The sequence below is a fragment of the Streptomyces sp. JLBJ103 genome, from assembly GCF_058215575.1.
In genome coordinates this window covers 1,274,905-1,299,003 of record NZ_CM177089.1, presented here as the reverse complement: position 1 = coordinate 1,299,003, position 24,099 = coordinate 1,274,905, and the positions used below count along the sequence as shown (strand labels likewise).

Below are 24,099 nucleotides of genomic sequence, written 5' to 3'. Positions count from 1 at the left end.
CGTTCGGTGCTTTATCGGTCAATGACCGGAATGTGCGCCTCCCTTGGCGGGGCCCGGTAGGCAAGCCACGGGCGTGCTACGTGCCGCGCACGGCGCACGCTCGTTCTTGCTCAGGGGGCTTGCTCTCGGCGGTAGGCGGTTGGAAGGAGCACTAGCGATGGGCGAGGGGTACGCATGACCGACACCGGCCAGATCCCGGGTGAGGGACAGCCGGAGAACGCAGGCGGACGACTCGGACACCCGCACCCGGCGGATGTCCATACCCCGCCCGCCGACGCCGGTTTCATCGAGCAGCCGCCACCCGGCGCCGCTCCCTACCCCTACCTCGACCCGCACGAGACCGGCGGCGAGGAGGACGATCTGCTGCTGATGCCAGGTGCCCAGGGCGCCTGGAGCGAGCAGCAGGCCCAGTACCAGCAGCCGTCGGCCGGCTTGCCGCCGCACGGGACGCACGGGACGCACGGGACGTACGAGGGCGGTGTGCCGGTTCCGGCGGCGGCCGAGTACGCCGGTGCGCAGCTGCCCGAACACCCGGGCGTGGCGCCGCAGGCCGCCGAACCGCAGCCCCAGCCTCAGTCCCCTGGGCAGCCGTTGGGTCGGCCCCAGCCGGTCCAGCAGTCCCAGCCGCAGCCCGCCGCCGTGCGGCGACCGCTGCACATGGGCCCGCCGGTGCCCGAATCGTCCAACGGCGTGGTGCGTTCACTCGCCGACCGTGGCCCGGCGGCCGCCCGGCACGGCGGCGGGTCCGCTCCGCACGTCGAGCCGCCCGTTACCGAGCCCGAGCCCGAGCCGGAGCTCCAGCCCGAGTACCCCATGGCGTCGGAGCAGCCGGCGAGCGGCGAGTTCATGGTGGGTGCGGCGGCGGACTACGCCAACGCACCCGAGTATGCGGCGGGGCCGCAGTACTTCGCGGTCCAGCCGGAGGAGCCCCCGCTTCCCGGGCCGCAGCTCGCGGACATTCCGCAGCCGGGGGAGGCGTGGAACTCCGCTCCGCCGCCCGCGCCGCAGCAGCTCCAGCCCGAGGTCCAGCCGGAGCCGATGCCCGCTCCCGCGCCGGAGCCCGTGCACGCAGAAACGGTCGGCCTTGAGGAGGAGGCCCCGGCGCCGGAGAGCGCCGAGGCACCCGAGGCGCCCGATTCGGCGCAGGGCGCGGAGATGCCCCCGGCCCCGATGCCCGCGGAGTACGCCGGGCCATCGCAGGGCGTCGCGCCGGAGTCCGCGGACACACCTCCGGCGGGCGCGGCCATCCCGGCCCAGGGCGGCGCCCCCGTGATGGAGCCCGCGCATGTGCCCGCGCCCCACACCGTGGCGCAGGGTGCGGACGCGGCCATGGCCGAGGAGCCGGTCGTCGGTATCCCGGCCCAGATCCAGCCCGGTCTGGCCCCCGAACAGCTCGACGCGCAGCCCGACCCGGCCCCGGACGCTGTACCGGGAATCCCGGCGCAGATGGCGCATGAGGCCCTGACCACAACGGCCGAACCGGCCCCGGCGGCGGAACCGGCCCCGGTGGCGGAGCAGGTCCCGGTGGAGCAGGCCCCGGTCGCCGATGAGGCCACGACGTCGGCGGAGGAGACGCCGCGGCCCGTCGCGGAGCAGCCCGCGGACACCGCGGAGCCGGTCGCGGTCGACCCCGGTCACTCGATAGTCACTGACGATCAGCCCCAGCCCGCCGAGGCGACCGAGGTCGCCGAGGAGCCCGCTGTCGGGGACGCGGTCGCGGAGTCGGAGGCCGGTACCCCGGCGTCCGAGGCGGACGTCGTGGAGGAGGCCCCGCAGCAGGAGCAGGCCGAACTCCCGCAGGCGGAGGCCGCCCCGGAGGAGGCCCCGCAGCCGGAGTCCGCCCCGGAGGAGTCCGTGGACGTGGAGACAGCCGCGGTCGAGCCGACGCCGGAGCCGGAGCACCAGCCCGAGCCCGAGCCCGTCGTGGAGGAGGCCCCCGAGGCCACCGCTGAGGAGGTCGCCGTGACTCCCGCCGACGCGACCGAGGCACCCGCGACCGAGGCACCCGCGACCGAGGCACCCGAGCCCGCAGTGGAAGAGGCCGTGGCCCCGGAGGCAGCGGGTTCTGAAGCCGAGCTTCCTGAAGCCGAGACTCCTGAAGCCGTGGTGCCCGAAGCCGAGGTGCCCGAAGCCGGGCCCGAGAAGACCCCGCAGCCCGCCGAGAGCACACCGGCCGAAGCCGAAGCCGAGGCCGACGCCGACGGGACGGGCGACGCCGACGGGACGGCCGAAGCCGGACCCGGCGCCCAGCCCGAAGCGGCGGCCCGAGCCGAGGAGCCCGCTCCCGGCACCGACAACAACATGGCCGTCGACGACGCCGAAGACACCGCCGACCCCACGACCGCGGAAGACGAGATCGCGGACGGCGAGCCGGAAGCGCCACTCGAGCCCCTCGGCCCTCCCGCCGAGGGATACGCCGAGGCCGAGCGCGCCGCCGTCCACCGCGTGATGCGCGAACGCCGCGACATCCGCAACGGCTTCCGGTCCGACGCCATCCCGCACGAGGTGCTGCTGCGGGTGCTCGAAGCCGCGCACACCGCGCCCAGCGTCGGCCACTCCCAGCCGTGGGACTTCGTGGTCATCCGCTCCGAGGAGACCCGGCGCACCATGCACGAGCTGGCCATGCGTCAGCGCGAGGCGTACGCCAAGTCCCTCCCCAAGGGGCGGGCCAAGCAGTTCAAGGAACTGAAGATCGAGGCGATCCTCGAGACTCCGGTCAACATCGTCGTCACGGCCGACCCGACCCGCGGCGGCCGTCACACCCTGGGCCGTCACACCCAGCCCCAGATGGCGCCGTACTCCTCCGCGCTCGCCGTGGAGAACCTCTGGCTCGCGGCCCGCGCCGAGGGCCTGGGCGTCGGCTGGGTCAGCTTCTTCGACGAGCGCGAGATGGTGCGGGCGCTCGGGCTGCCGGAGCATCTGGAAGTCGTGGCGTATCTGTGCGTCGGATACGTCGACGAGTTCCCGGACGAGCCGGAGTTGATGCGGTCCGGGTGGTCCAAGCGCCGCCCGCTGTCCTGGGTCGTCCACGAGGAGACGTACGGACGCCGTGCGCTGCCCGGCGAGGATCCGCACAATCTGCTCCAGGAGACCCTCCAGGGCATCCGCCCGCTGGACGCCAAGGCGCTCGGCGAGGCGTGGGAGCGGCAGAAGCGGATGACCAAGCCGTCCGGCGCGCTCGGCATGCTGGAGATCATCTCCGCGCAGCTGAGCGGGCTCTCGCGGCAGTGCCCGCCGCCGATCCCGGAGCCCGCGGCCGTGGCGATCTTCGCGGGCGACCACGGAGTGCACGCCCAGGGCGTCACCGCCTGGCCGCAGGAGGTCACCGGCCAGATGGTGGCCAACTTCCTGGGTGGCGGCGCGGTGTGCAACGCCTTCGCCAGCCAGGTCGGCGCCGAGGTGTGCGTGGTGGACGTGGGGGTGGCGAGCGATCTGCCGAGTACCCCCGGTCTGCTGCCGCGCAAGGTGCGGGCGGGTACCGGCGACTTCACCACCGGCCCCGCGCTGAGCCGCGAAGAGGTGCTGCGCGCCCTGGAGGTGGGCATCGAGACCGCCCGCGACCTGGTGGCCGCCGGGAACAAGGCACTGCTCACCGGTGAGATGGGCATCGCCAACACCACCGTCTCGGCCGCCCTGATCGCGGTGTACACGGGTGTGGGCCCGGCCGAGGTGACCGGGCGCGGCACCGGTATCAACGACGAGATGCACGCCCGCAAGATCGATGTCGTACGGCGTGGTCTGGAGCTGCACCAGCCCGACCCGGCGGACCCGATCGGGGTGCTGTCCGCGTTCGGCGGGCTGGAGCACGCCGCGATGGCGGGACTGCTGCTGGGCGGCGCCTCGCTCCGTACGCCCGTGATCCTGGACGGGGTGAGCGCGGGGGCGGCGGCCCTGGTGGCGCGGGCCATCGCGCCCGAGGTGCTGGCCGCCTGCATCGCCGGACACCGCAGCGCGGAGCCCGGCCATGTCGCCGCCCTCAACAAGCTGGGGCTGCGGCCGCTGGTCGATCTCGATCTGCGGCTCGGTGAGGGGACCGGCGCGCTGCTCGCCCTCCCGGTGGTGCAGAGCGCGGCGCGCGCGATGCACGAGGTGGCCACGTTCGACTCCGCCGGGGTCACGGAGAAGAACTGAGGCGCGCCCCCGCGACGTAGGGTGTCCGCGGGGGCCACGTCCCACTGTTGATCAGCCGCTCCAGTGCCGCAGCGGCAGGCATTCGCATGAGGAGAGCCGCACCGCCATGTCCGAGAACTTCGCCTACCCCGTCGGACTGCGCCTTGCCGGGCGGCGCGTTGTTGTGCTCGGAGCGGGCCAGGTCGCCCAGCGCCGGCTGCCCGCGCTGATCGCGGCGGGTGCGGACATCCTGCTGATCTCCCCGTCCGCCACCGCCTCGGTCGAGGCGATGGCGGAGGCGGGCGAGGTGCGCTGGGAGCGCCGCCGCTACCGCGCGGGTGACTTCGAGGGCGCCTGGTACGCCCTGATCACCACGGACGACCCGGAGGCAAACGCCGCCGCGTCCGCGGAGGCCGAGGAGCGCCGGGTGTGGTGCGTGCGCAGCGACGATGCCTCGGCCGCCTCGGCCTGGACCCCGGCCACCGGACGCAGCGAGGGCGTCACCGTCGCCGTGCTCACCGGGCAGGACCCGCGGCGTTCGGCCGCGGTGCGCGACGCGGTGGTCGAGGGACTGCGCGACGGCACGCTCGCCGCGCCCCGCCACCGGGCCCGCGGCCCGCGGGTGTCCCTGGTGGGCGGCGGCCCCGGCGATCCGGACCTGATCACCGTGCGCGGCCGTCGGCTGCTCGCCGAGGCGGACGTGGTGGTGGCCGACCGGCTGGGCCCCCGCGATCTGCTCGATGAACTTCCGCCGCATGTCGAGGTGATCGACGCCGCGAAGATTCCGTACGGCCGCTTCATGGCCCAGGAGGCGATCAACAACGCGCTGATCGAGCACGCCAAGGCGGGCAAGGCGGTGGTCCGGCTCAAGGGCGGCGATCCGTTCGTCTTCGGCCGTGGGATGGAGGAGGCGCAGGCCCTGGCCGAGGCCGGGATCCCCTGCACCGTGGTGCCCGGGGTGACCAGCGCCATCAGCGTGCCGGGCGTGGCCGGGATCCCCGTGACCCACCGTGGGGTGGCCCATGAGTTCACCGTGGTCAGCGGACATGTGGCACCGGACGACCCCAGCTCCCTGGTGGACTGGTCCGCGCTCGCCCGGCTGCGTGGCACGCTGGTGCTGCTGATGGCCGTCGAGAAGATAGGCGTCATCGCCACCGCGCTCATCGGGCACGGCAGGGCCGCGGACACCCCGGTCGCCGTGATCCAGGAGGGCACCACCGCCGCCCAGCGCCGGGTGGACGCCACCCTCGCCACGGTGGCGGAGGCGGTGGCGGCCGAGGGTGTGCGGCCTCCCGCGATCGTCGTGATCGGCGACGTCGTCGCGGTCGCCTCTCCCGACCACCGCTGACCCGGCCACCCGCCGCGTAACCGCCGGTAACGTTAATCGCGTCTGCCGCATTGGCACCGCAACCAGGACAAGGCAGTATCACCCTGTGGCTGATCTCATCACCGTCGATGATCCCGACGACCCGCGGCTGCGCGACTACACGGGTCTGACCGATGTGGAGCTACGGCGTAAGCGGGAGCCTGCCGAGGGCCTGTTCATCGCCGAGGGCGAGAAGGTGATCCGCCGCGCCCGGCAGGCCGGTTACGAGATGCGCTCGATGCTGCTGTCGTCGAAGTGGGTCGACGTCATGCGCGATGTCATCGAGGACGTCCCAGCGCCGGTCTACGCGGTCAGCCCCGAGCTGGCCGAGCGGGTGACGGGCTATCACGTCCACCGCGGCGCCCTCGCCTCCATGCAGCGCAAACCGCTGCCGGAGGCCGGGGAACTGCTCGCCGGAGCCCGCCGCGTCGCCATCATGGAGTCCGTCAACGACCACACCAACATAGGCGCGATCTTCCGCAGCGCGGCCGCCCTCGGCATGGACGCGGTACTGCTCTCCCCGGACTGCGCCGATCCGCTCTACCGGCGCTCGGTCAAGGTCTCGATGGGCGCCGTCTTCTCCGTTCCGTACGCCCGGCTGGAGAGCTGGCCGCGCGGGCTGGAGACGGTCCGTGACGCGGGCTTCGGCATCCTCGCCCTGACCCCCGACGAGAAGGCCACCAGCATCGACGACGCGGCCCCGCACCGGATGGACCGTGTCGCCCTGATGCTGGGCGCCGAGGGCGACGGCCTCTCCGCGCAGGCGCTGATGGCCGCGGACGAGTGGGTCCGTATCCCGATGGCGCACGGCGTCGACTCCCTCAACGTGGGCGCCGCGGCGGCGGTGGCCTTCTACGCGGTGACCGCGGGCCGCCCCCAGACCTGATCCACCGGACCCAACGGGACCGGAGCGACCGGGCGCAAGGCCCCGGACAGGGCCCAGGCCCTGTTCTGCCGATCTTCGCGGGCCCGCGACGCCTGGCACCGTGCCTCGCCGCGTTGTCGGGGTCTTCCGAGTACGCCCAGTACGAGGGCGACCCTCCCCCGGCTACTGCTTGGGAGGTGCCCCCTCACCAGACGCCGCGGGCTGATCCACGAAGATCGACAGGACAGGACCTAACGCAACGAGCCGTCGTGCCCGGCCGGGGCCGTGGACGAGACGCCGGCGGGTGACGACGGTGGGATGCCGAGGCCGTTCGCCGGGCCCTCACAGCCCTGCGCCGCGGCGATCCCCAGCGCCACCAGCAGCGTCACCACCACGAACACGGTCAGCCGCTGCCGCATCAGCCGCGGGTTGGGGCCGCCGGGCCGCCGCCCGTTCGGCGTCGTCCGCACGGTGCGGGCGGGTGGACCCGGACGGCGGCGCGGTGCGCCCGGACGCGCCGGGGTGTTGCGCCCCGTCGAACGGCCCGCGCCGGTCCCGGCCCCCGGCCGGGCCGAGGAGCTCCGCGACGCGGGACCGCGGGACGACTGCGCCCCTCGGGGTGCCGGGGTGTTCCCCGGCCGCCGCTCGGTGTGCTGCTCCGCGTACTGGTCGGCGCGCCGCCCGGCGGGCCGGGTATCGGCCGCGCCGTACGACCCGCCGGGTCCGGACCCGCCGCCGTACGCCTGCCCATGGCCGTCGCCATGGCCATGTGCCTCGCGCGCCGCGATCTCCTTCAGCCGCAGCGACAGTTGCAGGGTGCTGGGCCGGTCCTCCGGATCCTTCGCCAGACAGGCGTGGAGCAGCGGTGCCAGCGCGTCCGGAACCCCGATCAGCTGGGGCTCCTCGTGCACCACCCGGTACAGCATCACCTCGGAACTCCCGTGCCCGAAGGGGGAGTCGGCCGTCGAGGCGTACGCGAGCGTCGCGCCCAGTGCGAAGACGTCGGTCGCGGGGGTCACCGTCGCGCCCCGCACCTGCTCGGGCGCGAGGAAGCCGGGCGAGCCGACCGCCGTGCCGACATGGGTCAGGGTGCTGGCCCCGGTCGCCCAGGCGATACCGAAGTCGATGATCCGCGGACCCTTGGGGGACAGCAGGATGTTCGACGGTTTGAGGTCGCGGTGGACCACCCCGGCCTCATGAACCGCCAACAGCCCCTCGGCCAGCGCCGACCCGATCGAGGCGACCTGCGCCGCGGGCAGCGGGCCGTCCTCGTTCACTTTGTCGTGCAAGGACGGGCCCGGTACGTACTGGGTGGCGAACCACGGGCGGTCGGCCTCGAGGTCGGCGGCCACCAGCCGCGCCGTACAGCCGCCGCGGATCCGCCGGGCGGCCGACACCTCACGGGCGAACCGGGACCGGAACTCCCGGTCCTCCGCCAGATCCGGCCGGATCACCTTCAGCGCCACGCGCTGCCCGCGACGGTCGGATCCGAGGTAGACCACCCCCATACCGCCCGCGCCGAGCCGCCGGTGAAGGCGGAAGGAACCGACGACACGCGGGTCCTCGCGCCGGAGCCGCATCATCGCCATGTCCGTCCCCTGCCTCCGGGTGGGGCGGGCCCTTCCGGGCCCTGGTGTGAGCCCTGGAGGGGAGCCCCATCCGCTGCCGTCCACTGCTGTCCGTCTGACGTGCACAGCTTACGGATTGACGGCCCCGCGCGCTGAGAGGCGGCGCATGCGTCGGCCGACGGATTGTCAGTGCCCCCTGAGATCCTGGAGAAGTGGGCCGGAAACGTGGCAATCCGTGCTCGTGCTCACGTGTGCGTGATCTCAAGCAGCCGTCTCAGAAGGGGGATTGGGACCGTGAAGGGTGACCGTGTGGAGATAGTCGTGGACGCAGGGGACACGACCCGGACGTATGAAGTCACGGCGAGCAGGGCGGGCCGCCGGGTGGAGACAGCGGTCCGGCGCGGGGTGGTGGAAGTGAGCGAAGTCACCCGTAATGGGTCCGTAGTGCGCACCGCGCGCTTCATGTCCACCCGGGTGTTGGCGCTCGTGGAGCAGCCGTTGCCGCGGAGTGGTGGAGAAGAGGGGGAGGACGAGGAGGCGTAGCGGGCGGAGGCCGCCGGGGGAGGGGCCGGGGTAGCGGTCCGGGGCAAGCTCCGGGATGACCCCAATACCGGAGGGTGTATCTCCACCCAGGGGAGTAGTCAAAGCTCTCCGGGGTCATCCTCGGGGAGGCCCGGCAAGCGGTACGAAGGCATGACGCCGAGCCCCTGGGTGCGGGCCTAATGTTGTCGTCAAGCGGCGGGCGCAGCACTCGTCCCCCGAGGTCAGACGCTCGCCGCCCCCAGATGCGCAGCAAGGAGGGACGATGGCTGACACGGCTGGAGGTTCGGTCGTCCGGGCGCGGCGTCGCCAGGTCGTCGACGCGTTCCGTGGCCCGAGGTCGGGCACCCGCCATCCCTTGGTCGCGGTTGCCATGGTGCTTCCGCTGGCCGTCCTGCTGAGCATCGCCTTCGGCGGCTGGGAAGCCGTCGTCACACAAGCGTCGTCCGTGGCGGGAATGCTGGGGCGCTGAGCGCCCCAGGTCCAGGAGAGCGGCCTGGGCCGGGGACATCCTGCCATCAACCCCGTGGGGACGGGGGTGCGGCGGACGGCACGAATGCCCGGACAGCTGGGGAGCTGTCCGGGCATCGCGCCGTCCGGGGCCGTTGCGCGCCGCGGGGGCGGCCGTTGGGCGAACCGTGTGGGTCGTGCTCCGGCGTCGGCTGCCGATTCGAGTCGCCGCCGCGCCGCATGGGGACCCCGGCGGAGAGAGTGCGGCGCGGCCCGGCTGTCCGCTCCGGGCTGGCGGTCGCGTCGTAGAGATTGCCGCGAAGGTGTTGGCGTCCGTCGCGCGGGCCTCGTCTGCCCGCGCCGGTGCGTGCTCCAGGCCCGGCCGCTGGCCGAGAGCGGCGGTGGTTAGGATCCGGACGACGTCGTCCGACAGGGGGAGCCGTGAGCACAATGCGGGCGCAGTTGGCCGACGCCGTCAGCAGAATCCGACCCGGGGCCGGCGACGAGGCGGCCGTTCTGGCCGACCGGGCCGATGGAACCGTCGTCCGCTGTGGTGCGGTCGTCGCCAAGGCACATGCGCCGGACGCCGATCCGGTCGCGCTGGTCGCCCGGTTGCGGGTCGCCGCACATCACCGCTGTGCCGGGATTCTGCTCGCACCGCTGGCGGAGGCCGACACCCTGGCCGACGGGCGGCAGATCACCCTGTGGCCGTACGGGGAGCCCGTGGCGCCCGACGAGCCCGAGGCCGCGCCCTGGGTGGAGGCCGGGGTGCTGCTCGCGCGGCTGCACACCGTCCCGCCCACCGCGCTGCCCGGCCCGCTGCCGCCGATGCGCGGGCCCGCCAAGGCGGCCCGCGCCGCCGCCCGGCTCCGGGCGGCGGTCACCGACGCTACGGACACCGGCCCGGCAGCCGCCGAAGCGGGCGCCGGTACCGAGGCGAGCGCCGCCACCACTGCCACCCCCCGCTCACAGCTGGCCGCCGCCGCGCGGGAGGTGGGGCGGGCCTGGGCCGGGCTGCCCGGGTGGGCGCGCGGGGAGGGCCGCGCCGGAGCCGGTTCCGGCGCGCTCTGCCACGGCGATTTCCACCTCGGCCAGCTCGTCCGGCACCACGGCCGCTGGCTGTTGATCGACGTCGACGACCTCGGACTGGGCGACCCGGCCTGGGATCTGGCGCGCCCCGCGGCCTGGTACGCCGCCGGACTGCTCGCGCCCGAAGACTGGGCGCGGTTCCTCGGCGCGTACCGCGCCGAGGGCGGCCCGGCGGCGGGGCCGGACGACCCGTGGCCTCGGCTCGACGTACCGGCCCGCGCGCTCACCGTGCAGACCGCCGCGCTGGCCCTCGCCAAGGCGGCTGCCGCGCGGCGGGCGTTGGACGAGGCGGAGGAGGCCATGGTCGACGCCTGCGTTCGCATCGCGCGGCTCAGCGAGGCCGTAAGGTGAACCCACCGCGGCCGGGCGGATGTTCCGGCGGCGTTCTATCCGGAATTGACCGGAGTTGAGGAGTTGAACGCACCATGCAGTGTCCCAAGTGTCATGCGCCGATGCACACGTACAACCGCAACGGCGTGCAGATTGAGCAGTGCAGTGGCTGCCGGGGGATCTTTCTGGACTACGGGGAGCTTGAGTCGCTGACCCGCCTGGAATCGCAGTGGAACCAGCAGGTGCCGCCCGCGCCCCCGGCCCCGCCCGCCCCCGGCGCCCCGCAGGCGTATCCGGCCGCGCCCGCGTGGGGTGCTCAGCACGGCGGTCACCATGGTCATCACGGCCACCACAAGCATCACCGGGGCTTCGGGCACATGCTCTTCTCCTCCTGAAACTCCTCCTGAAATGACAAACGGCAGAGGGCCGGAGCTGATCGCTCCGGCCCTCTGCCGATCGGTGTGGACGATACTGGGATTGAACCAGTGACCTCTTCCGTGTCAGGGAAGCGCTCTCCCGCTGAGCTAATCGTCCTCGGGACTGCGTGCGCGATACTGGGATTGAACCAGTGACCTCTTCCGTGTCAGGGAAGCGCTCTCCCGCTGAGCTAATCGCGCGAGAGGGCCCGTATGAGGGCCCCAGTGGACGATACTGGGATTGAACCAGTGACCTCTTCCGTGTCAGGGAAGCGCTCTCCCGCTGAGCTAATCGTCCGAGGTGGAGACGGGATTTGAACCCGTGTAGACGGCTTTGCAGGCCGTTGCCTCGCCTCTCGGCCACTCCACCAAGCGCGGGGGCGTGAAGCCCCCACTCCGAGCGGACGACGAGATTCGAACTCGCGACCCTCACCTTGGCAAGGTGATGCTCTACCAACTGAGCCACGTCCGCAGGTGTCGTTTCCCCGGGGCGCTTCCGCGTCCCGGCGACGTGTTGAACTCTAGCGGATTCCCCGGCCAGCTCAAATTCCGTTTCCGCAGCGTGCTGCCCTGCTCGCGCGGCGCGGTCCCGCCCCAGGTCCCGCCACCGTTCCCTTTGAAGTTCCTGTGACCAGGGCGTCATAGACTCGCAGCCGTGTACGACCTGCCCCCTCTCGCCCGCTTCGGCGGCCTGCTCGCCACTGATCTTCGTGATGTGACCAGTGACCCCTCGGCCCTGGACTCCCGGGGTTTCTGGGCTGTTGTCGCGGATTTCGAGGGGCGTACGGTCTGTGCCCGTTTCGGTGACGTACGGTCCGCACCCGTGCCCGCCCCGGTGCCGGGCGCCTGGCGCGGCCCCGAGCCGGGGGACTGGACCTCCTCGCTGGACCGGGCCGCGTACACCGAGGGCGTACGGCGGATACGGCGCCATATCGCCGCCGGTGAGGTCTACCAGGTCAATCTGTGCCGGGTGATGTCCGCGCCGCTGCCCGACCCGGCCGCGGCCGATGTGGACGCGCTGACCGCCCAGCTGGCCCTGGGCAACCCCGCTCCGTACGCGGGCACGGTCCGGCTGCCCGCCCATGGGGTGGAGGTGGCCACCGCCTCGCCCGAGCTGTTCCTGCGCCGCTCCGGCCGCACCGTGGAGTCCGGCCCGATCAAGGGCACCGGCCGGAGCCCGGAGGAACTGCTGGAGAAGGATCACGCCGAGAACGTGATGATCGTGGACCTGGTCCGCAATGACCTGGGGCGGGTCTGCGGCACCGGCTCGGTCACGGTCCCCGCGCTGTGCGCGATCGAACCGCATCCCGGTCTGGTCCACCTCGTCTCCACGGTCCGCGGTGAGCTGGTCCCCGGCGCGGGCTGGCCGGAGCTGTTCGCCGCGGCCTTTCCGCCCGGCTCGGTGACCGGCGCGCCCAAGTCCAGCGCGCTGCGGATCATCGAGCAGCTGGAAACGGCCCCCCGCGGCCCGTACTGCGGCGCGGTGGGCTGGGTGGACGCCGACCGGGGCACCGCCGAGCTGGCCGTCGGGATCCGGACGTTCTGGATAGACCGGGCGCCGCCCGGTCCGGCCGGTGGCGGCGCCGTGCTGCGGTTCGGGACCGGAGCCGGGATCACCTGGGGCTCCGACCCGGAGGACGAATGGGAGGAAACGGAACTCAAGGCCGCCCGGCTGCTCGCGGTAGCGTCGGATGTACAGCAGCCGATGGGAAGGGCGACACGATGACGACGCTCACGCTCTGGCTCGACGGAACCCTGCACGAGGCCGACACCGCCCAGGTGTCGGTGTTCGACCACGGACTGACGGTCGGCGACGGTGTCTTCGAGACGATCAAGGCCGTCGACGGACGTCCCTTCGCGCTCACCCGCCATCTGCGGCGGCTGGCTCGCTCCGCGCACGGTCTGGGCCTGCCGGAGCCGGACGAGGACGAGGTACGGCACGCCTGCGAGGCCGTTCTGAAGGCCAACCCCATGGCGCTCGGCCGGCTGCGGATCACCTACACCGGCGGCTTCTCCCCGCTCGGCTCGGACCGGGGCACCCAGGGCCCCACGCTGGTGGTCGCGGTCGTCGAGGCCCAGCGGCGCCCCGACACCACAGCCGTGGTCACCGTGCCCTGGCCGCGCAATGAGCGCGGGGCACTCACCGGCCTGAAGACCACCTCCTACGGCGAGAACGTGGTCGCCCTCGCCCGCGCCCGGGAACACGGCGCCGACGAGGCGCTGTTCGGCAACACGGTCGGCGCCCTGTGCGAGGGCACCGGCTCCAACGTCTTCGTGGTTCTCGACGGCGAGCTGTACACCCCGCCGCTCGCCTCCGGCTGCCTCGCGGGCATCACCCGCGCCCTGGTCCTGGAGTGGGTGGGCGCGAAGGAGGCCGATCTTCCGCTGGATGTGCTGGAGCGGGCCGAGGAGATCTTCCTGACCTCCACCACGCGCGATGCGCAGGCGGTCCACCGGGTGGACGACCGGGCCCTGCCCGGCGCGCCCGGCCCGGTCACCGCCAAGGCCATGCGGATCTTCACCGAGCGGGCGGCGGCGGACATCGACCCGTGAGATCCGCCGAAATACTGATGACGGGCGCGCACCGGGCCGGTAGAACACCAACGTGACCACCACCCTGCGGCCCACCGGGCCCGAACAGCGCACCGAGGGCGGCGGGCGTGCCCGCTCGTACGAGGTGTGCGTCAACAGCCGCCCCGTCGGCACCATCCGCCTCGCCACGGACGCCCGGCTGGGCCCGGCGGCCGGGCGTATCGAGCACCTCCGTGTCGACGAGGCGGACCGCCACCGCGGCCGCGGTACGGTCGCCGCCCTCGCCGCCGAGGAGGTGCTGCGCGCCTGGGGCTGCGCCCAGCTGGAGGCGAGTGTGCCCGCGTCGGCCACCACCGCCCTGGGGCTGGCCACCGCCCTCGGCTACCAGGAGCGCGGACGCAACATGGTCAAGCGGCTCACCGAACCGCCCGCGCTCCCCACGGGCAGCGCGATCCGGCCGCTGACCGAGGCCGAATACCCGGGCTGGTACACCCATCAGCGGGCCGACTACATCAAGGATCTGCTCGAACGCGGAGTGAGCGAGCGGCAGGCCGAGGCCAAGGCGGACCACGACTGCGCGACGCTGCTGCCGCGCGGCCAGGACACCCCGGGCACCTCTCTGCGCGTCCTCGCCCACGACGGCGCCGATGTGGGCACCCTGTGGGTCGCGCTGCGCGAAGGGCGGCCGGATGCCGCGGAGACGGGGGAGGCGTACGTCTACGCGGTCGAGGTGGCCGAGGAGCACCGCGGGCGCGGCCACGGCCGCACGCTGCTGCTGGCCGCCGAGCGCGAGGCGCTGGCGGCCGGGGCGCACAGCCTGGGACTGCATGTCTTCGGCGGCAACACCCCGGCGCTGCGGCTCTACGAGTCCCTCGGCTACCAGGTGATCGAGTACCAGCTGTTCAAACCGCTGCTGTAGGACGGCCGCCGGGGCGGCCGCGCCCCGTCAGGAACGCCCCTCCAGCAGCCGGGCGGCGATCTCCTCGATCCGCTCCCGCAGCCCCTCCTGGCTCTTGCCGCCGTCGAGCCGCTCGCCGCCGATCACATACGTGGGGGTGCCGGTCACTCCGATCGCCTTGCCCTCGGCCTGGTCCGCGTCCACGATCAGGATGTGCCGCCCGTCGATCAGCGCGGTGTCCATCTCCTCGGCGTCCAGGCCCAGTTCGCGGGCGATCTCGACGAGCAGCAGCTCACCCCGCTCGGCCAGTTCCCCGGTGCGCGCCAGCACGGCTTCGGTGTACGGCCAGCCCTGCCCCTGCGCGAGGGCTTCCTCTGCCGCCTGGGCGGCGGCGTGGGCGTGGCGGTGCCGCTCGAGCGGAAAGTGCCGCAGCCGGATGTCCAAGGCGTCCCCGAAGCGGTCGCGCAGCGCGCGCAGGTCCGTCAGCGCGGTATGGCAGTCGGGGCACTGCAATTCGCACCACACATCGAGTACGGGGCGTGCGGGGTCGGTGTCGCTCATGGGGCCAGTCTTCCAGCCCACCGCCGCGGTACGGCACCCGGAGGGCGCTCGGCCCCGGGGAGGAGGGTTCTCCCGGAGATGACCCTGATCCTGTGCCCCGGCCGTGGCCCGTTCCGCTCCCGGGGGTGCACGATGGTGGTACCGGGCATCCGTCCCGGTACCACCGGCAGGAGGATGCGATGCTGACCGACACCGTCTGCGCAGCGCTCTCCGCGGCCGGTCTGGGAATCGCCGGTGTGACCGCGTACCGCAAGCGTTTCCTGGCCGCGGCCCGGATCGCCGCCTATGCGCTGCTGCCGCTGGGCCTTGCGATGACCGGCATCCTGGACTGGATCGCCGATCTGGTCTTCAAGCCGACCGTCTGGGCGGGCTTCGCCGTGCTGGGGCTCTCCTGGGCGCTGTTCATGGTCACCCGGGCCGTCGAGCGCCGCCGGGAAGGCACTGGCGAGCGGGGCGGCGCGGTGGACCCGGCGACCTCCCGGCCCGCCCTCGGCACGCCGGACACCAAGGCAACAACCAAGGCAACCAAGGCGGCCGGACGGTCCAAGAGCAAGGCCGGAAGCAGCTCGGACACAGAAGACTTCGCAGACATCGAAGCGATTCTCAAAAAGCACGGGATCTGACGAACTACCGGTCAAAATCGGCACGATGTCGCAGCTGGGGTTGGCGCTGCGCCATGATCTGCCGCGAGATGCTGCAAACACCCGGGGAGCAGTCCCCCATCGAAGGCCCCCCTGTGCCCCCGAGCGAGGAGCCGCGTGGCTGTCTCTTCGCCCTCTCCCAGCCGCCGCTGATGCTCTTCCTGGCGGTCATAGGCACCCTGCTGGTCGTCACCGCCGTGCACGACCTCTACCGGTGGTGAGACGCCGCTCAGGCGCTCAGCCCGCGGCCTCCCGCCGACGCGCCCGGTAGGCGGCGACATGCAGCCGGTTGCCGCAGGTGCGGCTGTCGCAGTAGCGGCGGGAGCGATTGCGCGACAGGTCCACGAACGCATGGCCGCAGTCCGGGGCCTCACAGCGCCGCAGCCGCTCGCGCTCGCCCGCCACCACCAGGAACGCCAGCGCCATACCGCCGTCGGCCGCGAGATGGTCGGCGACGGACGCGCCCGGCGCGAAGTAGTGCACATGCCAGTCGTAGCCGTCGTGATCGGTGAGCCGGGGCGTGGTGCCGGCCGCGGCGATCATCGCGTTGAGCAGTTCGGACGCGCGCTTGGTGCCACCGGCGTCCTCGGCCGCGGCGAACACCTCGGAGAACCGGGCCCGCACGGTCCGTACGGCGGCAAGATCACGGTCACCGAGCGTGCCGATGTCGCTGATCGCGTGGCGCTCGACAAATCCGCGCAGGGCCTCGACATCGGCGAGGCCGTCCGTGTCCGTGCCCTCGGACGCGGTGTTCACCAGAGCGACGACCACGTCGAGCGCGCACCGCGTGTCGTGATTGATCAGCACCATTGGCTCCCTGACCGGCCGGGTCGGAGGCTGCTTCTGCACCGCCCCTCGGACCTGACCGACTCTAGCGGCGTGCGGCGCCCGGTGTGACACCGCGTGCCGTCGCGGGGTCACACACGGTGGTGCCGTCGCCGCGGGCGGTCCCGCGGCGACGGCACCGTCGCCTGCGCTGTGTCGTGTCGGAATGCCATGGTCGGGATGTCACTACCGGAAATGTCGTCTCCCGGCTCGCGCCGTCTCCCCGAGTCGGACGGCCGCGCGCTCAGCTCTCGCCGGGTCTCAGCTCTCCGCCAGGATGTGGGAGAGCTCTGTGTCGAGATCGAAATGGCGGTGTTCGGTGCCGGGTGGCACCGCGGCGTCGGTCCGCTTCAGGAACGACTCCAGGGCCCGCGCCGGGGCCTCGAGCAGGGCCTCTCCCTCCGGTGAGCTCAGGGCGATGCAGACGACGCCCTGACCGTGGCTGCGGGACGGCCACACCCGGACGTCGCCGGTGCCGGTGGGCCGGTGCAGGCCCTCGGCGAGAAGGTCGCGGGCGAACACCCATTCGACCGTCTCTTCGGCTCCGGTGTGGAAGGTGGCGTGCACGGCGTAAGGGTCGGCCGTGTCATACCGCAGTCCCGCGGGTACAGGCAGTGAGGACTCGCTCGACACAACGAGGCGCAGGTGCAGCTCGCAGCTGACCGTGGTGTTCATAAGCGCCAGGGCCTTTCGCTCAGTGTGCGCTCGGGGATTCGCACGTCGGCGAAATCGACATGCCACCTACGGTGCCGTTGTAAACCCCTCTGACCGTTTTGCGGCTCTTCTGGTAGCTCGGGCGGCCCAGCTGCCAGGCGGTCTGTGCCGCCATTCCGGTGACCGAAAACGATCAGGTAAGTTGGTCCACATGAATGCGGAGAGTGACGAGCGGCAGGGGGGCGTCGCACCTGCGACGGCCGATGTCGCCACGGGGGACAATGCGCAGGACAAGGAGCCGGGTTTCGGCTCCCGGGCGCCGCAGTTCATTCAGCGGTCCCGCACGCTGCACGTCAGCTGGCAGGTCGGCGTCTTCATCGTGGGCCTCGCGGTCGTGGTCGCGGGGATCATCATGCTGCCGCTGCCCGGCCCCGGCTGGTTGGTGATCTTCGGCGGTATGGCGATCTGGGCGACCGAGTTCGTCTGGGCGCAGCTGGTGCTGCGCTGGACCAAGCGCAAGGTCACCGAGGCCGCCCAGCGCGCCCTGGATCCGAAGGTGCGCAAGCGCAATCTCATCCTCACCACCATCGCCGTGATCATCTGCGCCGCGGCGATCACGGTGTACGTGTGGAAGTTCGGCGTCGTCATGCCCTGGAAGATCAAGGAATGACGCCTGGGCCGGTCACCGGCCGGCCGTTCCCGGGGACTGGTCATGAGCACGGTCCGGCATGCGCTAATGTTGGCCGTGCGCCAGGGCGATTAGCTCAGTGGGAGAGCGCTTCGTTCACACCGAAGAGGTCACTGGTTCGAACCCAGTATCGCCCACCCTGGACCGAGGGCCCGTACGGCAGACCGCCGTGCGGGCCCTCGGCGTTGTGCGCCCCGGGTCCCCAACCGGCGGGCCGCGGCGGTCCCTTGGGGCGGGAGCGCACCGGCGGGTGGGGGTGTGCGCCGACCGCGTCCGGCGCAGACTGGCCCCATGGACTGGTGCCGTTACCGCTTCCGCAGCCGATGGGACCTCGACGCTCCGCCCGCCGCCGTCTATGCGGTGCTGGCCGACGGCGACACCTATCCGCGGTGGTGGCCGCAGGTCCGGGAGGTGCGGCGGATCGACGAACGGACCGGTGCCGCCCGCTTCCGTTCCCTCGTCCCGTACGACCTCGAGATCACCGTCAGTGAGGCGCGCCAGGATCCGGCCGCCGGAGTCCTGGAGATCATGCTCTCCGGCGACTTGGAGGGCTGGGTGCGCTGGACGGTCACTGCCTGTGACACCGGTACCCGCGCCTTGTACGAGCAGGAGGTGGTGGCCCGCAAGCCCCTGCTGCGTCGGCTCGCCCTCCCCGGGCGGCCCGTCTTCCGCCTCAACCACGCGTTGATGATGCGCGCCGGGCACCGGGGGCTGCGGGCGTATCTGGACGCCGTACGGGCCGGGCGGGCCGGGGCGCCACCTGCCGCCGGCGGGAATCCGGTTTGAACCAAACCCTTCGCGACCTGTATTGTTCAGGTCGTTCCACCGGGGGAGACCCCAACCGGACACCCCGGGCGATTAGCTCAGTGGGAGAGCGCTTCGTTCACACCGAAGAGGTCACTGGTTCGAACCCAGTATCGCCCACCCCGTGAGGCCGGGCCGCCACAGGCGGCCCGGCCTCAACTGTGTGCGCTCGCGCATACCCGCGGCCGCGTGAACCCGCAGCCCCCGCGGGGCCGTGGGGAGCTCAGGCCGCGGCCGGCAGATCGGGCCGCAGCGGCCAGGCCGGATCGCACACCTCGTCCGAGCCGTTGAGCGCGAACCACGCCTGGAGGCCGCGCGCCTGCGCCGCGTACCAGACGGTCTGCCGGGCGTGCAGCTCGGCGGTGCTCAGCGTCTCCAGCCGGGAGGCGAACCGGCGGCCCACCGCCCGCACCACCTCCAGCGCGGCCATCGCGTCCGCCGCCGCGTCATGCGCCCCGGTCAGCTCCACGCCGTAATGCGCGCACAGATCGGTGAGCGTACGGCGCCCTTTGCGATAGCGGTCCAGATGCTTGTCCAGCACCCGGGGGTCGAGCACACACAGCGAACGCAGCGACAGATAGCCGGACAGGCTGGAATTGCGGTGCCGCTTCAACTCGCGGTCCAGCAGCGTGAGATCGAACGGGGCGTTCATCACCACCAGCGGGGTGCCCCGCGCGCTCTGCTCCGCGATACCCCGCGCCAACTCCTCCATCACCGGCGCGGGCCAGCGGCCGTGGTGCTGGAGATGATCATCCGTCAGCCCGTGTATCTCAGTGGCAGCGGGCGGCACCGGTATCCCCGGACTCACCAGCCAGCGACGGACTTCCGGCAGACTTCCGGCCCCACGCTGGACGACAAGAGCGGCCGACACGATCCGGTCATCCTCGACATCGACACCGGTGGTCTCGGTGTCGAACGCGGCGAGCGGCCCCTCGAACCAGGACGGCATGGCCTCAACTCCTCGTGCATGATCGTGCGATGACACCTGCAACCCGCTCCGACCAGGTGATACCCGGAGGGAGATGGCCGAACCGCCGCTGTTTGCCACGGACCTGACGGGGAGACAACACAGGTGTACGGACCCCGGCGACGACCGGAAGGCGTCAACAGCCATGGCGCTCGCTCAGCCCGACCCGGCCCCGGCGGTGAGCGGTCTGCTGTCCGAACGGATCGCACCCCTGCGTGGCCATATCGCCACCACCGCCTGTATGGAGACCCTTCAGGTGGGCTATCTGCACGCCGTCGCGGCGGCCGCCGGCTGCTCACTGGCGCAGCCCTTCCCCGACCACGGCATCGACTGGCACGTCAGCCACAGCGCGCCCGGCCACGCGGTGGACGACGAGGTCACCATCAAGGTGCAGTTGAAGGCCACGTACCAACTGCCGCCGCGGCCGCGCGGACCGACCTTCGCCTTCACCCTGGACAACGACCATCTGGCGAAACTGGCCCGCACCCCGGTCTGCGTGCACAAGATCCTCGTCGTGATGATCGTGCCGCGCAGCCAGGACGACTGGCTGCGCGCCGGGCACGACCGACTCGCCCTGCGGCACTGCTGTTACTGGACCAATCTGGCGGGACACCCGGTCACGGGCCGCCGCCGGACCACCGTGCGGATCCCGACCTCGCGGGTCTTCGACGACCGCGCGCTCTGCGAGATCATGACCCGGGTCGGGGCGGGAGGGAGACCGTGATGGACCGGTACCGGCCCGGGGGCGAGCCCGCCCCGGACCCCGCCACCCCGCACCCCGACGAGGTCGACCCGGCCGTCCTCGGCGCCCTGCTCACCCGGCACGGCTGGCGCCGCCGCGGCGGCGCCCCGGGGCGGTACGCCCGCTGGTCCCCGCCGGGCCGGCCCGCGGGCGGCACCAGTCTGCTGGTGCCCGAGACCCGGGCCTTCCCCGACAGCGGCGATCTGCTCGCCGAGGCGCTGATGGCGCTGGCCCGCAGCGCCGCCCCGTCCGCCCGCGACGTGCTCACCGGCCTCGCCGTGCCCAGCGATGAGATCCGCTGGCGGCGCGAGGTCCCCGAGTCCCGTGGCGGCACCGCCGCCTGGACCGCCCAGGAGCGGCTGCGCACCGCCGCCCGCGGCATGCTGCTGGCCGGTGCGCTCGCCGCCCGCGGCCGCGCGGGCTATTACGGCGCGCGGCACCGCCGCGCGGCCGAGGAGTTCATGGAGCGGGTGCTCACCGGCCCGGCCGGACCGGCCTCCGGCGGCCGGGCGCTGACCGTCTTCGTCCCCGTCGAGGACGGCCGCGCGGCCACCGCCACGCTGCTCCGCGCGCTGCACGCCCTCCGGGACGCCATCGACTACCAGCGCGCCACCGGCGGGATGGAAGCCTTCGACGCGGCCGTCCAGGCGGGCGTGAGCCGGGAGCTGACCGAGGCCGTCGTGGCGCTGGTCCAGGGCACCGAGGGGGCGCGGGTGGCGCTGGAGTGGTCTCCGGCCGCCGGTGCGCCACCGGGCTTCGCGCCCCGCCCCGAGCCGGTGGAGTTCTCGCCGGGCGACCTCCCGGGGCTCCGCGAGGCGGGGGCGCGCTATGTACGGGACGAGCCGTCGGTGGCCGTGCGGCTCACCGGAGCGGTGGTCCGGCTGCGCCGTACCGGCCCCGGCGGCCCCGGTACGGTCCGGCTGCGGGTGCTGGCCGGGGCCGATGTGGCGCAGGTGCGCATCGTGCTGGAGGAGGACGACTACCGCGTGGCCGGTCATGCCCATCTGGTGGGGCTGCCGATCCGGGTCAGCGGGCGGCTGGAGAGCCGGGGCGGCTTCCGGCGGCTGACCGGGGCCGGCGGCGTCACCCCGGTACAGGTCGACGAGGCGGAGCGGGACCGGCTGCTCAAATCGCTCCAGGAGCACCTGGACTTCTTCGAGGAGGCGTGCGGCGGGCCCTGACCGCCGAACGCGGGTCGGTTCATGGGCGGGCGGTGAGCGGGCTCCCCGCCGTTTCGCGGTCGGACCGGTCGGCTCGGTACGATTCACGCTGCGCGGCATTCGCCGCGGTGAGCCACCCATCAGTCAGGAGAGACCGGTGTCAGACGTCCGTGTGATCATCCAGCGCGATTCCGAGCGGGAAGAACGCGTGGTGGCCACGGGCACTACGGCCGCGGACCTCTTCGCCGGCGACCGCTCGATCGTTGCCGCGCGCGTCGGCGGCGAGCTGAAGGACCTGGCCTACGCACCGGCCGACGGCGAGGAGATCGAGCCGGTCGAGATCACCAGCCAGGACGGTCTGGACATCCTGCGCCACTCCACCGCGCATGTCATGGCGCAGGCCGTGCAGGAGCTGTTCCCGGAGGCCAAGCTGGGCATCGGTCCGCCGATCAAGGACGGCTTCTACTACGACTTCGACGTCGAGACCCCGTTCCACCCGGACGATCTCAAGCGCATCGAGAAGAAGATGCAGGAGATCCAGAAGCGGGGACAGAAGTTCTCCCGCCGCGCGGTGACCGACGAGGCCGCGCGCGAGGAGCTGGCGGGCGAGCCGTACAAGCTGGAGCTGATCGGGCTCAAGGGCTCCGCCGCGGACGCCGCCGAGGGCGCGTCGGCCGAGGTCGGCGCGGGCGAGCTGACCATCTACGACAACCTCGACGCCAAGACCGGCGAGCTGTGCTGGAAGGACCTCTGCCGCGGTCCGCACCTGCCCAGCACCCGGAACATCCCGGCCTTCAAGCTGATGCGCAGCGCCGCCGCGTACTGGCGGGGCAGTGAGAAGAATCCCCAGCTCCAGCGGATCTACGGCACCGCCTGGCCGACCAAGGACGAGCTGAAGGCCCATCTGGACTTCCTCGCCGAGGCCGAGAAGCGCGACCACCGCAAGCTGGGCTCCGAGCTGGACCTGTTCTCCTTCCCTGACGAGCTGGGCTCCGGCCTCGCGGTGTTCCACCCCAAGGGCGGGGTGATCCGCAAGGAGATGGAGGAGTACTCGCGCAAGCGCCATGAAGAGGCGGACTACGAGTTCGTCAACACCCCGCACATCACCAAGGCGCGCCTCTTCGAGACCTCCGGCCACCTCCCGCACTACATGGACGGCATGTTCCCGCCCATGGAGTTCGAGGGCCAGGACTACTACCTCAAGGCCATGAACTGCCCGATGCACAACCTGGTGTTCCGGGCGCGCGGGCGGTCCTACCGCGAGCTGCCCTTGCGGTTGTTCGAGTTCGGCACGGTCTACCGCTATGAGAAGTCCGGTGTGGTCCACGGTCTGACCCGGGCCCGGGGCTTCACCCAGGACGACTCGCACATCTACTGCACCAAGGAGCAGATGGCGGATGAGCTCGACAATCTGCTGACCTTCGTGCTGAATCTGCTCCGGGACTACGGTCTGAGCGACTTCTATCTGGAGCTGTCCACGCGGGACGACTCCGACAAGTTCATGGGCAGCGACGATCAGTGGGAAGAAGCCACCGAGGAGCTGCGCAAGGCCGCCGAGAAGCAGGGTCTGGACCTGGTCATGGACCCGGGTGGCGCCGCCTTCTACGGTCCGAAGATCTCCGTGCAGGCCAAGGACGCCATCGGCCGTACCTGGCAGATGTCGACGATCCAGGTCGACTTCAACCAGCCCGCCCGGTTCGCGCTGGAGTACACGGCGGCGGACGGCTCGCGCCAGCAGCCGGTCATGATCCACCGGGCGCTGTTCGGGTCGATCGAGCGCTTCTTCGCGGTGCTGCTGGAGCACTACGCGGGCGCCTTCCCGGTGTGGCTGGCCCCGGTGCAGGCGGTCGGCATCCCGATCGGTGACACCCATGTGCCGTACCTGGAGGAGTTCGCGGCCAAGGCCAAGGCCAAGGGGCTGCGGATGGAGGTCGACTCCTCCTCGGACCGGATGCAGAAGAAGATCCGCAACGCTCAGAAGGCCAAGGTGCCGTTCATGATCATCGTCGGGGACGACGATGTGACGGCCGGAGCGGTCAGCTTCCGCTACCGCGACGGTTCGCAGAAGAACGGCATCCCGGTCGACGAGGCGCTGGCCGAGATCGTGGACGCGGTGGAGCGTCGCGTCCAGGTGTGATCCGGTCCCCGCGTGAGCGGGGATGATCCGAAGATTCGGAAGGCGCACAAGTCGAAGGTGCCGTTATCCCCGCGCACGCGGGGGTGTGAGGGGCGGTCCCAGCCGGGGCCGCCCCTCACCGCTTCCCCAGCCTTCCTGGGCGAATATGCTGGCCCGCATGACGAGTGAGCCGGAGCAGCAGTTCGGAGTGGGGACGCCCGATGCGTTCCAGCGCCTGTGGACGCCCCATCGGATGGCGTACATCCAGGGGGAGAACAAGCCCACCGGCCCGGGGGCCGGTGATGGCTGCCCGTTCTGCACCATCCCGGAGAAGTCCGACGAGGACGGCCTGATCATCGCGCGGGGGGAGCACGTCTACGCCGTGCTCAATCTGTACCCGTACAACGGCGGCCACCTCATGGTCGTGCCGTTCCGGCACATCGCCGACTACACCGAACTGGACGCTGGGGAGACGGTGGAGCTGGCCGAGTTCACCAAGGCAGCCATGACCACGCTGCGTACCGCCTCCGGTGCGCACGGTTTCAACATCGGGCTCAACCAGGGCTCCGTGGCGGGCGCCGGGATCGCCGCCCATCTGCATCAGCATGTGGTGCCGCGCTGGGGCGGCGACACCAACTTCATGCCGGTGATCGGCAACACCAAGGTGCTGCCCCAACTGCTCGCCGACACCCGCCGGATGCTCGCCGCCGCCTGGCCCAAGGCGTAGCTCGCGATCGTGGGCCCCGGGCTGTGGGCCCTGCGGCCCCGGCCCGGGTC

23 protein-coding genes and 7 tRNA genes are annotated in these 24,099 nt (G+C 72.2%); 20 read left to right on the top strand and 10 right to left on the bottom strand.

Features of this window, described 5'->3' with window-relative positions:
- The first annotated feature begins 174 nt into the window (after window positions 1-174).
- The 3 genes from cobT to AC4BEG_RS05450 all read left to right on the top strand — a co-directional run bounded on the left by cobT (window position 175) and on the right by AC4BEG_RS05450 (window position 6,362).
- Window positions 175-4,131, top strand: a complete 3,957-nt coding sequence (cobT, locus tag AC4BEG_RS05460; protein ID WP_490704769.1) for a nicotinate-nucleotide--dimethylbenzimidazole phosphoribosyltransferase — start codon at window positions 175-177, stop codon at window positions 4,129-4,131.
- Window positions 4,132-4,237: 106 nt separating this feature from the next.
- The gene (gene cobA, locus AC4BEG_RS05455) at window positions 4,238-5,458 is read left to right on the top strand and encodes a uroporphyrinogen-III C-methyltransferase (RefSeq protein WP_490704768.1); all 1,221 of its coding nucleotides are present in this window, start codon (window positions 4,238-4,240) and stop codon (window positions 5,456-5,458) included.
- Window positions 5,459-5,543: 85 nt separating this feature from the next.
- Window positions 5,544-6,362 (top strand): TrmH family RNA methyltransferase, encoded by an 819-nt coding sequence (locus AC4BEG_RS05450; protein ID WP_490704767.1) that lies wholly within the window; start codon window positions 5,544-5,546, stop codon window positions 6,360-6,362.
- Window positions 6,363-6,592: 230 nt separating this feature from the next.
- Here AC4BEG_RS05450 and AC4BEG_RS05445 read toward each other — a convergent pair whose 3' ends face one another.
- On the bottom strand, window positions 6,593-7,930 hold the full coding sequence (locus AC4BEG_RS05445; protein WP_490704766.1) for a serine/threonine-protein kinase: 1,338 nt from the start codon (window positions 7,928-7,930) through the stop codon (window positions 6,593-6,595).
- Between the two features lie 273 nt (window positions 7,931-8,203).
- On the opposite strand from AC4BEG_RS05445, the gene AC4BEG_RS05440 reads away from it, so the two are divergent.
- The 4 genes from AC4BEG_RS05440 to AC4BEG_RS05425 all read left to right on the top strand — a co-directional run bounded on the left by AC4BEG_RS05440 (window position 8,204) and on the right by AC4BEG_RS05425 (window position 10,713).
- A complete protein-coding gene (locus AC4BEG_RS05440) occupies window positions 8,204-8,452 on the top strand; it encodes a DUF8836 family protein (protein ID WP_490704765.1) in 249 nt (82 codons plus the stop codon).
- A 262-nt stretch (window positions 8,453-8,714) separates the two neighbouring features.
- A complete protein-coding gene (locus tag AC4BEG_RS05435) occupies window positions 8,715-8,921 on the top strand; it encodes a hypothetical protein (protein WP_490704764.1) in 207 nt (68 codons plus the stop codon).
- Window positions 8,922-9,349: 428 nt separating this feature from the next.
- Window positions 9,350-10,339 carry a phosphotransferase gene (locus AC4BEG_RS05430; RefSeq protein ID WP_490706987.1) on the top strand — a complete coding sequence of 330 codons (990 nt, stop codon included), beginning with the start codon at window positions 9,350-9,352 and terminating at the stop codon, window positions 10,337-10,339.
- Window positions 10,340-10,413: 74 nt separating this feature from the next.
- The gene (locus tag AC4BEG_RS05425) at window positions 10,414-10,713 is read left to right on the top strand and encodes a TFIIB-type zinc ribbon-containing protein (protein WP_201872872.1); all 300 of its coding nucleotides are present in this window, start codon (window positions 10,414-10,416) and stop codon (window positions 10,711-10,713) included.
- A gap of 67 nt (window positions 10,714-10,780) precedes the next feature.
- Here the strand turns inward: AC4BEG_RS05425 and AC4BEG_RS05420 are convergent.
- The 5 genes from AC4BEG_RS05420 to AC4BEG_RS05400 all read right to left on the bottom strand — a co-directional run bounded on the left by AC4BEG_RS05420 (window position 10,781) and on the right by AC4BEG_RS05400 (window position 11,206).
- A tRNA-Val gene (locus AC4BEG_RS05420) sits at window positions 10,781-10,852 on the bottom strand.
- 11 nt (window positions 10,853-10,863) lie between these two features.
- Window positions 10,864-10,935 (bottom strand) — tRNA-Val (locus AC4BEG_RS05415).
- Between the two features lie 25 nt (window positions 10,936-10,960).
- Window positions 10,961-11,032, bottom strand: a tRNA-Val gene (locus tag AC4BEG_RS05410).
- 1 nt (window position 11,033) lies between these two features.
- Window positions 11,034-11,104: transfer RNA gene (locus tag AC4BEG_RS05405), tRNA-Cys, on the bottom strand.
- A gap of 29 nt (window positions 11,105-11,133) precedes the next feature.
- A tRNA-Gly gene (locus AC4BEG_RS05400) sits at window positions 11,134-11,206 on the bottom strand.
- A gap of 183 nt (window positions 11,207-11,389) precedes the next feature.
- Here AC4BEG_RS05400 and AC4BEG_RS05395 point away from each other — a divergent pair.
- From AC4BEG_RS05395 to AC4BEG_RS05385, 3 genes are read left to right on the top strand one after another with little or no spacing between them, the layout of a single operon-like run.
- Entirely contained in the window at window positions 11,390-12,460 is a 1,071-nt protein-coding gene (locus AC4BEG_RS05395; protein WP_490704763.1) for a chorismate-binding protein, read from the top strand.
- Window positions 12,457-13,287 (top strand): aminotransferase class IV, encoded by an 831-nt coding sequence (locus AC4BEG_RS05390; RefSeq protein WP_490704762.1) that lies wholly within the window; start codon window positions 12,457-12,459, stop codon window positions 13,285-13,287. The genes AC4BEG_RS05395 and AC4BEG_RS05390 overlap by 4 nt, the downstream gene beginning before the upstream one ends.
- A 52-nt stretch (window positions 13,288-13,339) precedes the next feature.
- Window positions 13,340-14,185, top strand: coding sequence for a GNAT family N-acetyltransferase (locus tag AC4BEG_RS05385; protein ID WP_490704761.1), 846 nt, complete (start codon window positions 13,340-13,342; stop codon window positions 14,183-14,185).
- 27 nt (window positions 14,186-14,212) lie between these two features.
- Here the strand turns inward: AC4BEG_RS05385 and AC4BEG_RS05380 are convergent, their stop codons facing one another.
- Window positions 14,213-14,725: a DsbA family protein gene (locus AC4BEG_RS05380; protein ID WP_490704760.1), complete on the bottom strand. Its 513-nt coding sequence runs from the start codon at window positions 14,723-14,725 to the stop codon at window positions 14,213-14,215.
- A 179-nt stretch (window positions 14,726-14,904) separates the two neighbouring features.
- Between AC4BEG_RS05380 and AC4BEG_RS05375 the strand changes: the two genes are divergently transcribed.
- Both AC4BEG_RS05375 and AC4BEG_RS05370 read left to right on the top strand, forming a co-directional pair.
- The gene (locus AC4BEG_RS05375) at window positions 14,905-15,348 is read left to right on the top strand and encodes a hypothetical protein (protein ID WP_490704759.1); all 444 of its coding nucleotides are present in this window, start codon (window positions 14,905-14,907) and stop codon (window positions 15,346-15,348) included.
- Window positions 15,349-15,416: 68 nt separating this feature from the next.
- Window positions 15,417-15,587 (top strand): hypothetical protein, encoded by a 171-nt coding sequence (locus tag AC4BEG_RS05370; protein WP_490704758.1) that lies wholly within the window; start codon window positions 15,417-15,419, stop codon window positions 15,585-15,587.
- A gap of 16 nt (window positions 15,588-15,603) precedes the next feature.
- Here the strand turns inward: AC4BEG_RS05370 and AC4BEG_RS05365 are convergent, their stop codons facing one another.
- Complete coding sequence (locus tag AC4BEG_RS05365; RefSeq protein WP_490706986.1) at window positions 15,604-16,173, bottom strand: CGNR zinc finger domain-containing protein; 570 nt, start codon at window positions 16,171-16,173, stop codon at window positions 15,604-15,606.
- Between the two features lie 279 nt (window positions 16,174-16,452).
- Window positions 16,453-16,866 carry an SsgA family sporulation/cell division regulator gene (locus AC4BEG_RS05360; protein WP_003959770.1) on the bottom strand — a complete coding sequence of 138 codons (414 nt, stop codon included), beginning with the start codon at window positions 16,864-16,866 and terminating at the stop codon, window positions 16,453-16,455.
- Between the two features lie 190 nt (window positions 16,867-17,056).
- On the opposite strand from AC4BEG_RS05360, the gene AC4BEG_RS05355 reads away from it, so the two are divergent.
- The 4 genes from AC4BEG_RS05355 to AC4BEG_RS05340 all read left to right on the top strand — a co-directional run bounded on the left by AC4BEG_RS05355 (window position 17,057) and on the right by AC4BEG_RS05340 (window position 18,457).
- On the top strand, window positions 17,057-17,515 hold the full coding sequence (locus AC4BEG_RS05355) for a TIGR02611 family protein (protein ID WP_490704757.1): 459 nt from the start codon (window positions 17,057-17,059) through the stop codon (window positions 17,513-17,515).
- 83 nt (window positions 17,516-17,598) lie between these two features.
- A tRNA-Val gene (locus AC4BEG_RS05350) sits at window positions 17,599-17,670 on the top strand.
- A 154-nt stretch (window positions 17,671-17,824) separates the two neighbouring features.
- Window positions 17,825-18,319 (top strand): SRPBCC family protein, encoded by a 495-nt coding sequence (locus tag AC4BEG_RS05345; protein ID WP_490704756.1) that lies wholly within the window; start codon window positions 17,825-17,827, stop codon window positions 18,317-18,319.
- Window positions 18,320-18,385: 66 nt separating this feature from the next.
- Window positions 18,386-18,457 (top strand) — tRNA-Val (locus AC4BEG_RS05340).
- A gap of 103 nt (window positions 18,458-18,560) precedes the next feature.
- Here AC4BEG_RS05340 and AC4BEG_RS05335 read toward each other — a convergent pair.
- Window positions 18,561-19,286: a 3'-5' exonuclease gene (locus AC4BEG_RS05335; RefSeq protein WP_490704755.1), complete on the bottom strand. Its 726-nt coding sequence runs from the start codon at window positions 19,284-19,286 to the stop codon at window positions 18,561-18,563.
- Between the two features lie 163 nt (window positions 19,287-19,449).
- On the opposite strand from AC4BEG_RS05335, the gene AC4BEG_RS05330 reads away from it, so the two are divergent.
- The 4 genes from AC4BEG_RS05330 to AC4BEG_RS05315 all read left to right on the top strand — a co-directional run bounded on the left by AC4BEG_RS05330 (window position 19,450) and on the right by AC4BEG_RS05315 (window position 24,049).
- Window positions 19,450-20,028, top strand: a complete 579-nt coding sequence (locus AC4BEG_RS05330; RefSeq protein ID WP_490704754.1) for a DUF4365 domain-containing protein — start codon at window positions 19,450-19,452, stop codon at window positions 20,026-20,028.
- Entirely contained in the window at window positions 20,028-21,227 is a 1,200-nt protein-coding gene (locus AC4BEG_RS05325; RefSeq protein ID WP_490704753.1) for a hypothetical protein, read from the top strand. The genes AC4BEG_RS05330 and AC4BEG_RS05325 overlap by 1 nt, the downstream gene beginning before the upstream one ends.
- Before the next feature lie 136 nt (window positions 21,228-21,363).
- Window positions 21,364-23,343, top strand: coding sequence for a threonine--tRNA ligase (thrS, locus tag AC4BEG_RS05320; RefSeq protein WP_490704752.1), 1,980 nt, complete (start codon window positions 21,364-21,366; stop codon window positions 23,341-23,343).
- A gap of 145 nt (window positions 23,344-23,488) precedes the next feature.
- Entirely contained in the window at window positions 23,489-24,049 is a 561-nt protein-coding gene (locus tag AC4BEG_RS05315) for an HIT family protein (protein ID WP_201872933.1), read from the top strand.
- Window positions 24,050-24,099: the final 50 nt, after the last annotated feature.

What these genes read in the sequence shown, in the direction of transcription:
- cobT (WP_490704769.1), top strand. Translation starts at nt 175, where the DNA reads ATGACCGACACCGGCCAGATCCCGGGTGAGGGACAGCCGGAGAACGCA.
- cobA (WP_490704768.1), top strand. Translation starts at nt 4,238, where the DNA reads ATGTCCGAGAACTTCGCCTACCCCGTCGGACTGCGCCTTGCCGGGCGG.
- AC4BEG_RS05445 (WP_490704766.1), bottom strand. Translation starts at nt 7,930, where the DNA reads ATGGCGATGATGCGGCTCCGGCGCGAGGACCCGCGTGTCGTCGGTTCC.
- AC4BEG_RS05435 (WP_490704764.1), top strand. Translation starts at nt 8,715, where the DNA reads ATGGCTGACACGGCTGGAGGTTCGGTCGTCCGGGCGCGGCGTCGCCAG.
- AC4BEG_RS05430 (WP_490706987.1), top strand. Translation starts at nt 9,350, where the DNA reads ATGCGGGCGCAGTTGGCCGACGCCGTCAGCAGAATCCGACCCGGGGCC.
- AC4BEG_RS05425 (WP_201872872.1), top strand. Translation starts at nt 10,414, where the DNA reads ATGCAGTGTCCCAAGTGTCATGCGCCGATGCACACGTACAACCGCAAC.
- AC4BEG_RS05390 (WP_490704762.1), top strand. Translation starts at nt 12,457, where the DNA reads ATGACGACGCTCACGCTCTGGCTCGACGGAACCCTGCACGAGGCCGAC.
- AC4BEG_RS05380 (WP_490704760.1), bottom strand. Translation starts at nt 14,725, where the DNA reads ATGAGCGACACCGACCCCGCACGCCCCGTACTCGATGTGTGGTGCGAA.
- AC4BEG_RS05375 (WP_490704759.1), top strand. Translation starts at nt 14,905, where the DNA reads ATGCTGACCGACACCGTCTGCGCAGCGCTCTCCGCGGCCGGTCTGGGA.
- AC4BEG_RS05370 (WP_490704758.1), top strand. Translation starts at nt 15,417, where the DNA reads ATGCTGCAAACACCCGGGGAGCAGTCCCCCATCGAAGGCCCCCCTGTG.
- AC4BEG_RS05360 (WP_003959770.1), bottom strand. Translation starts at nt 16,866, where the DNA reads ATGAACACCACGGTCAGCTGCGAGCTGCACCTGCGCCTCGTTGTGTCG.
- AC4BEG_RS05355 (WP_490704757.1), top strand. Translation starts at nt 17,057, where the DNA reads ATGAATGCGGAGAGTGACGAGCGGCAGGGGGGCGTCGCACCTGCGACG.
- AC4BEG_RS05345 (WP_490704756.1), top strand. Translation starts at nt 17,825, where the DNA reads ATGGACTGGTGCCGTTACCGCTTCCGCAGCCGATGGGACCTCGACGCT.
- AC4BEG_RS05335 (WP_490704755.1), bottom strand. Translation starts at nt 19,286, where the DNA reads ATGCCGTCCTGGTTCGAGGGGCCGCTCGCCGCGTTCGACACCGAGACC.
- AC4BEG_RS05330 (WP_490704754.1), top strand. Translation starts at nt 19,450, where the DNA reads ATGGCGCTCGCTCAGCCCGACCCGGCCCCGGCGGTGAGCGGTCTGCTG.
- AC4BEG_RS05325 (WP_490704753.1), top strand. Translation starts at nt 20,028, where the DNA reads ATGGACCGGTACCGGCCCGGGGGCGAGCCCGCCCCGGACCCCGCCACC.
- AC4BEG_RS05315 (WP_201872933.1), top strand. Translation starts at nt 23,489, where the DNA reads ATGCTGGCCCGCATGACGAGTGAGCCGGAGCAGCAGTTCGGAGTGGGG.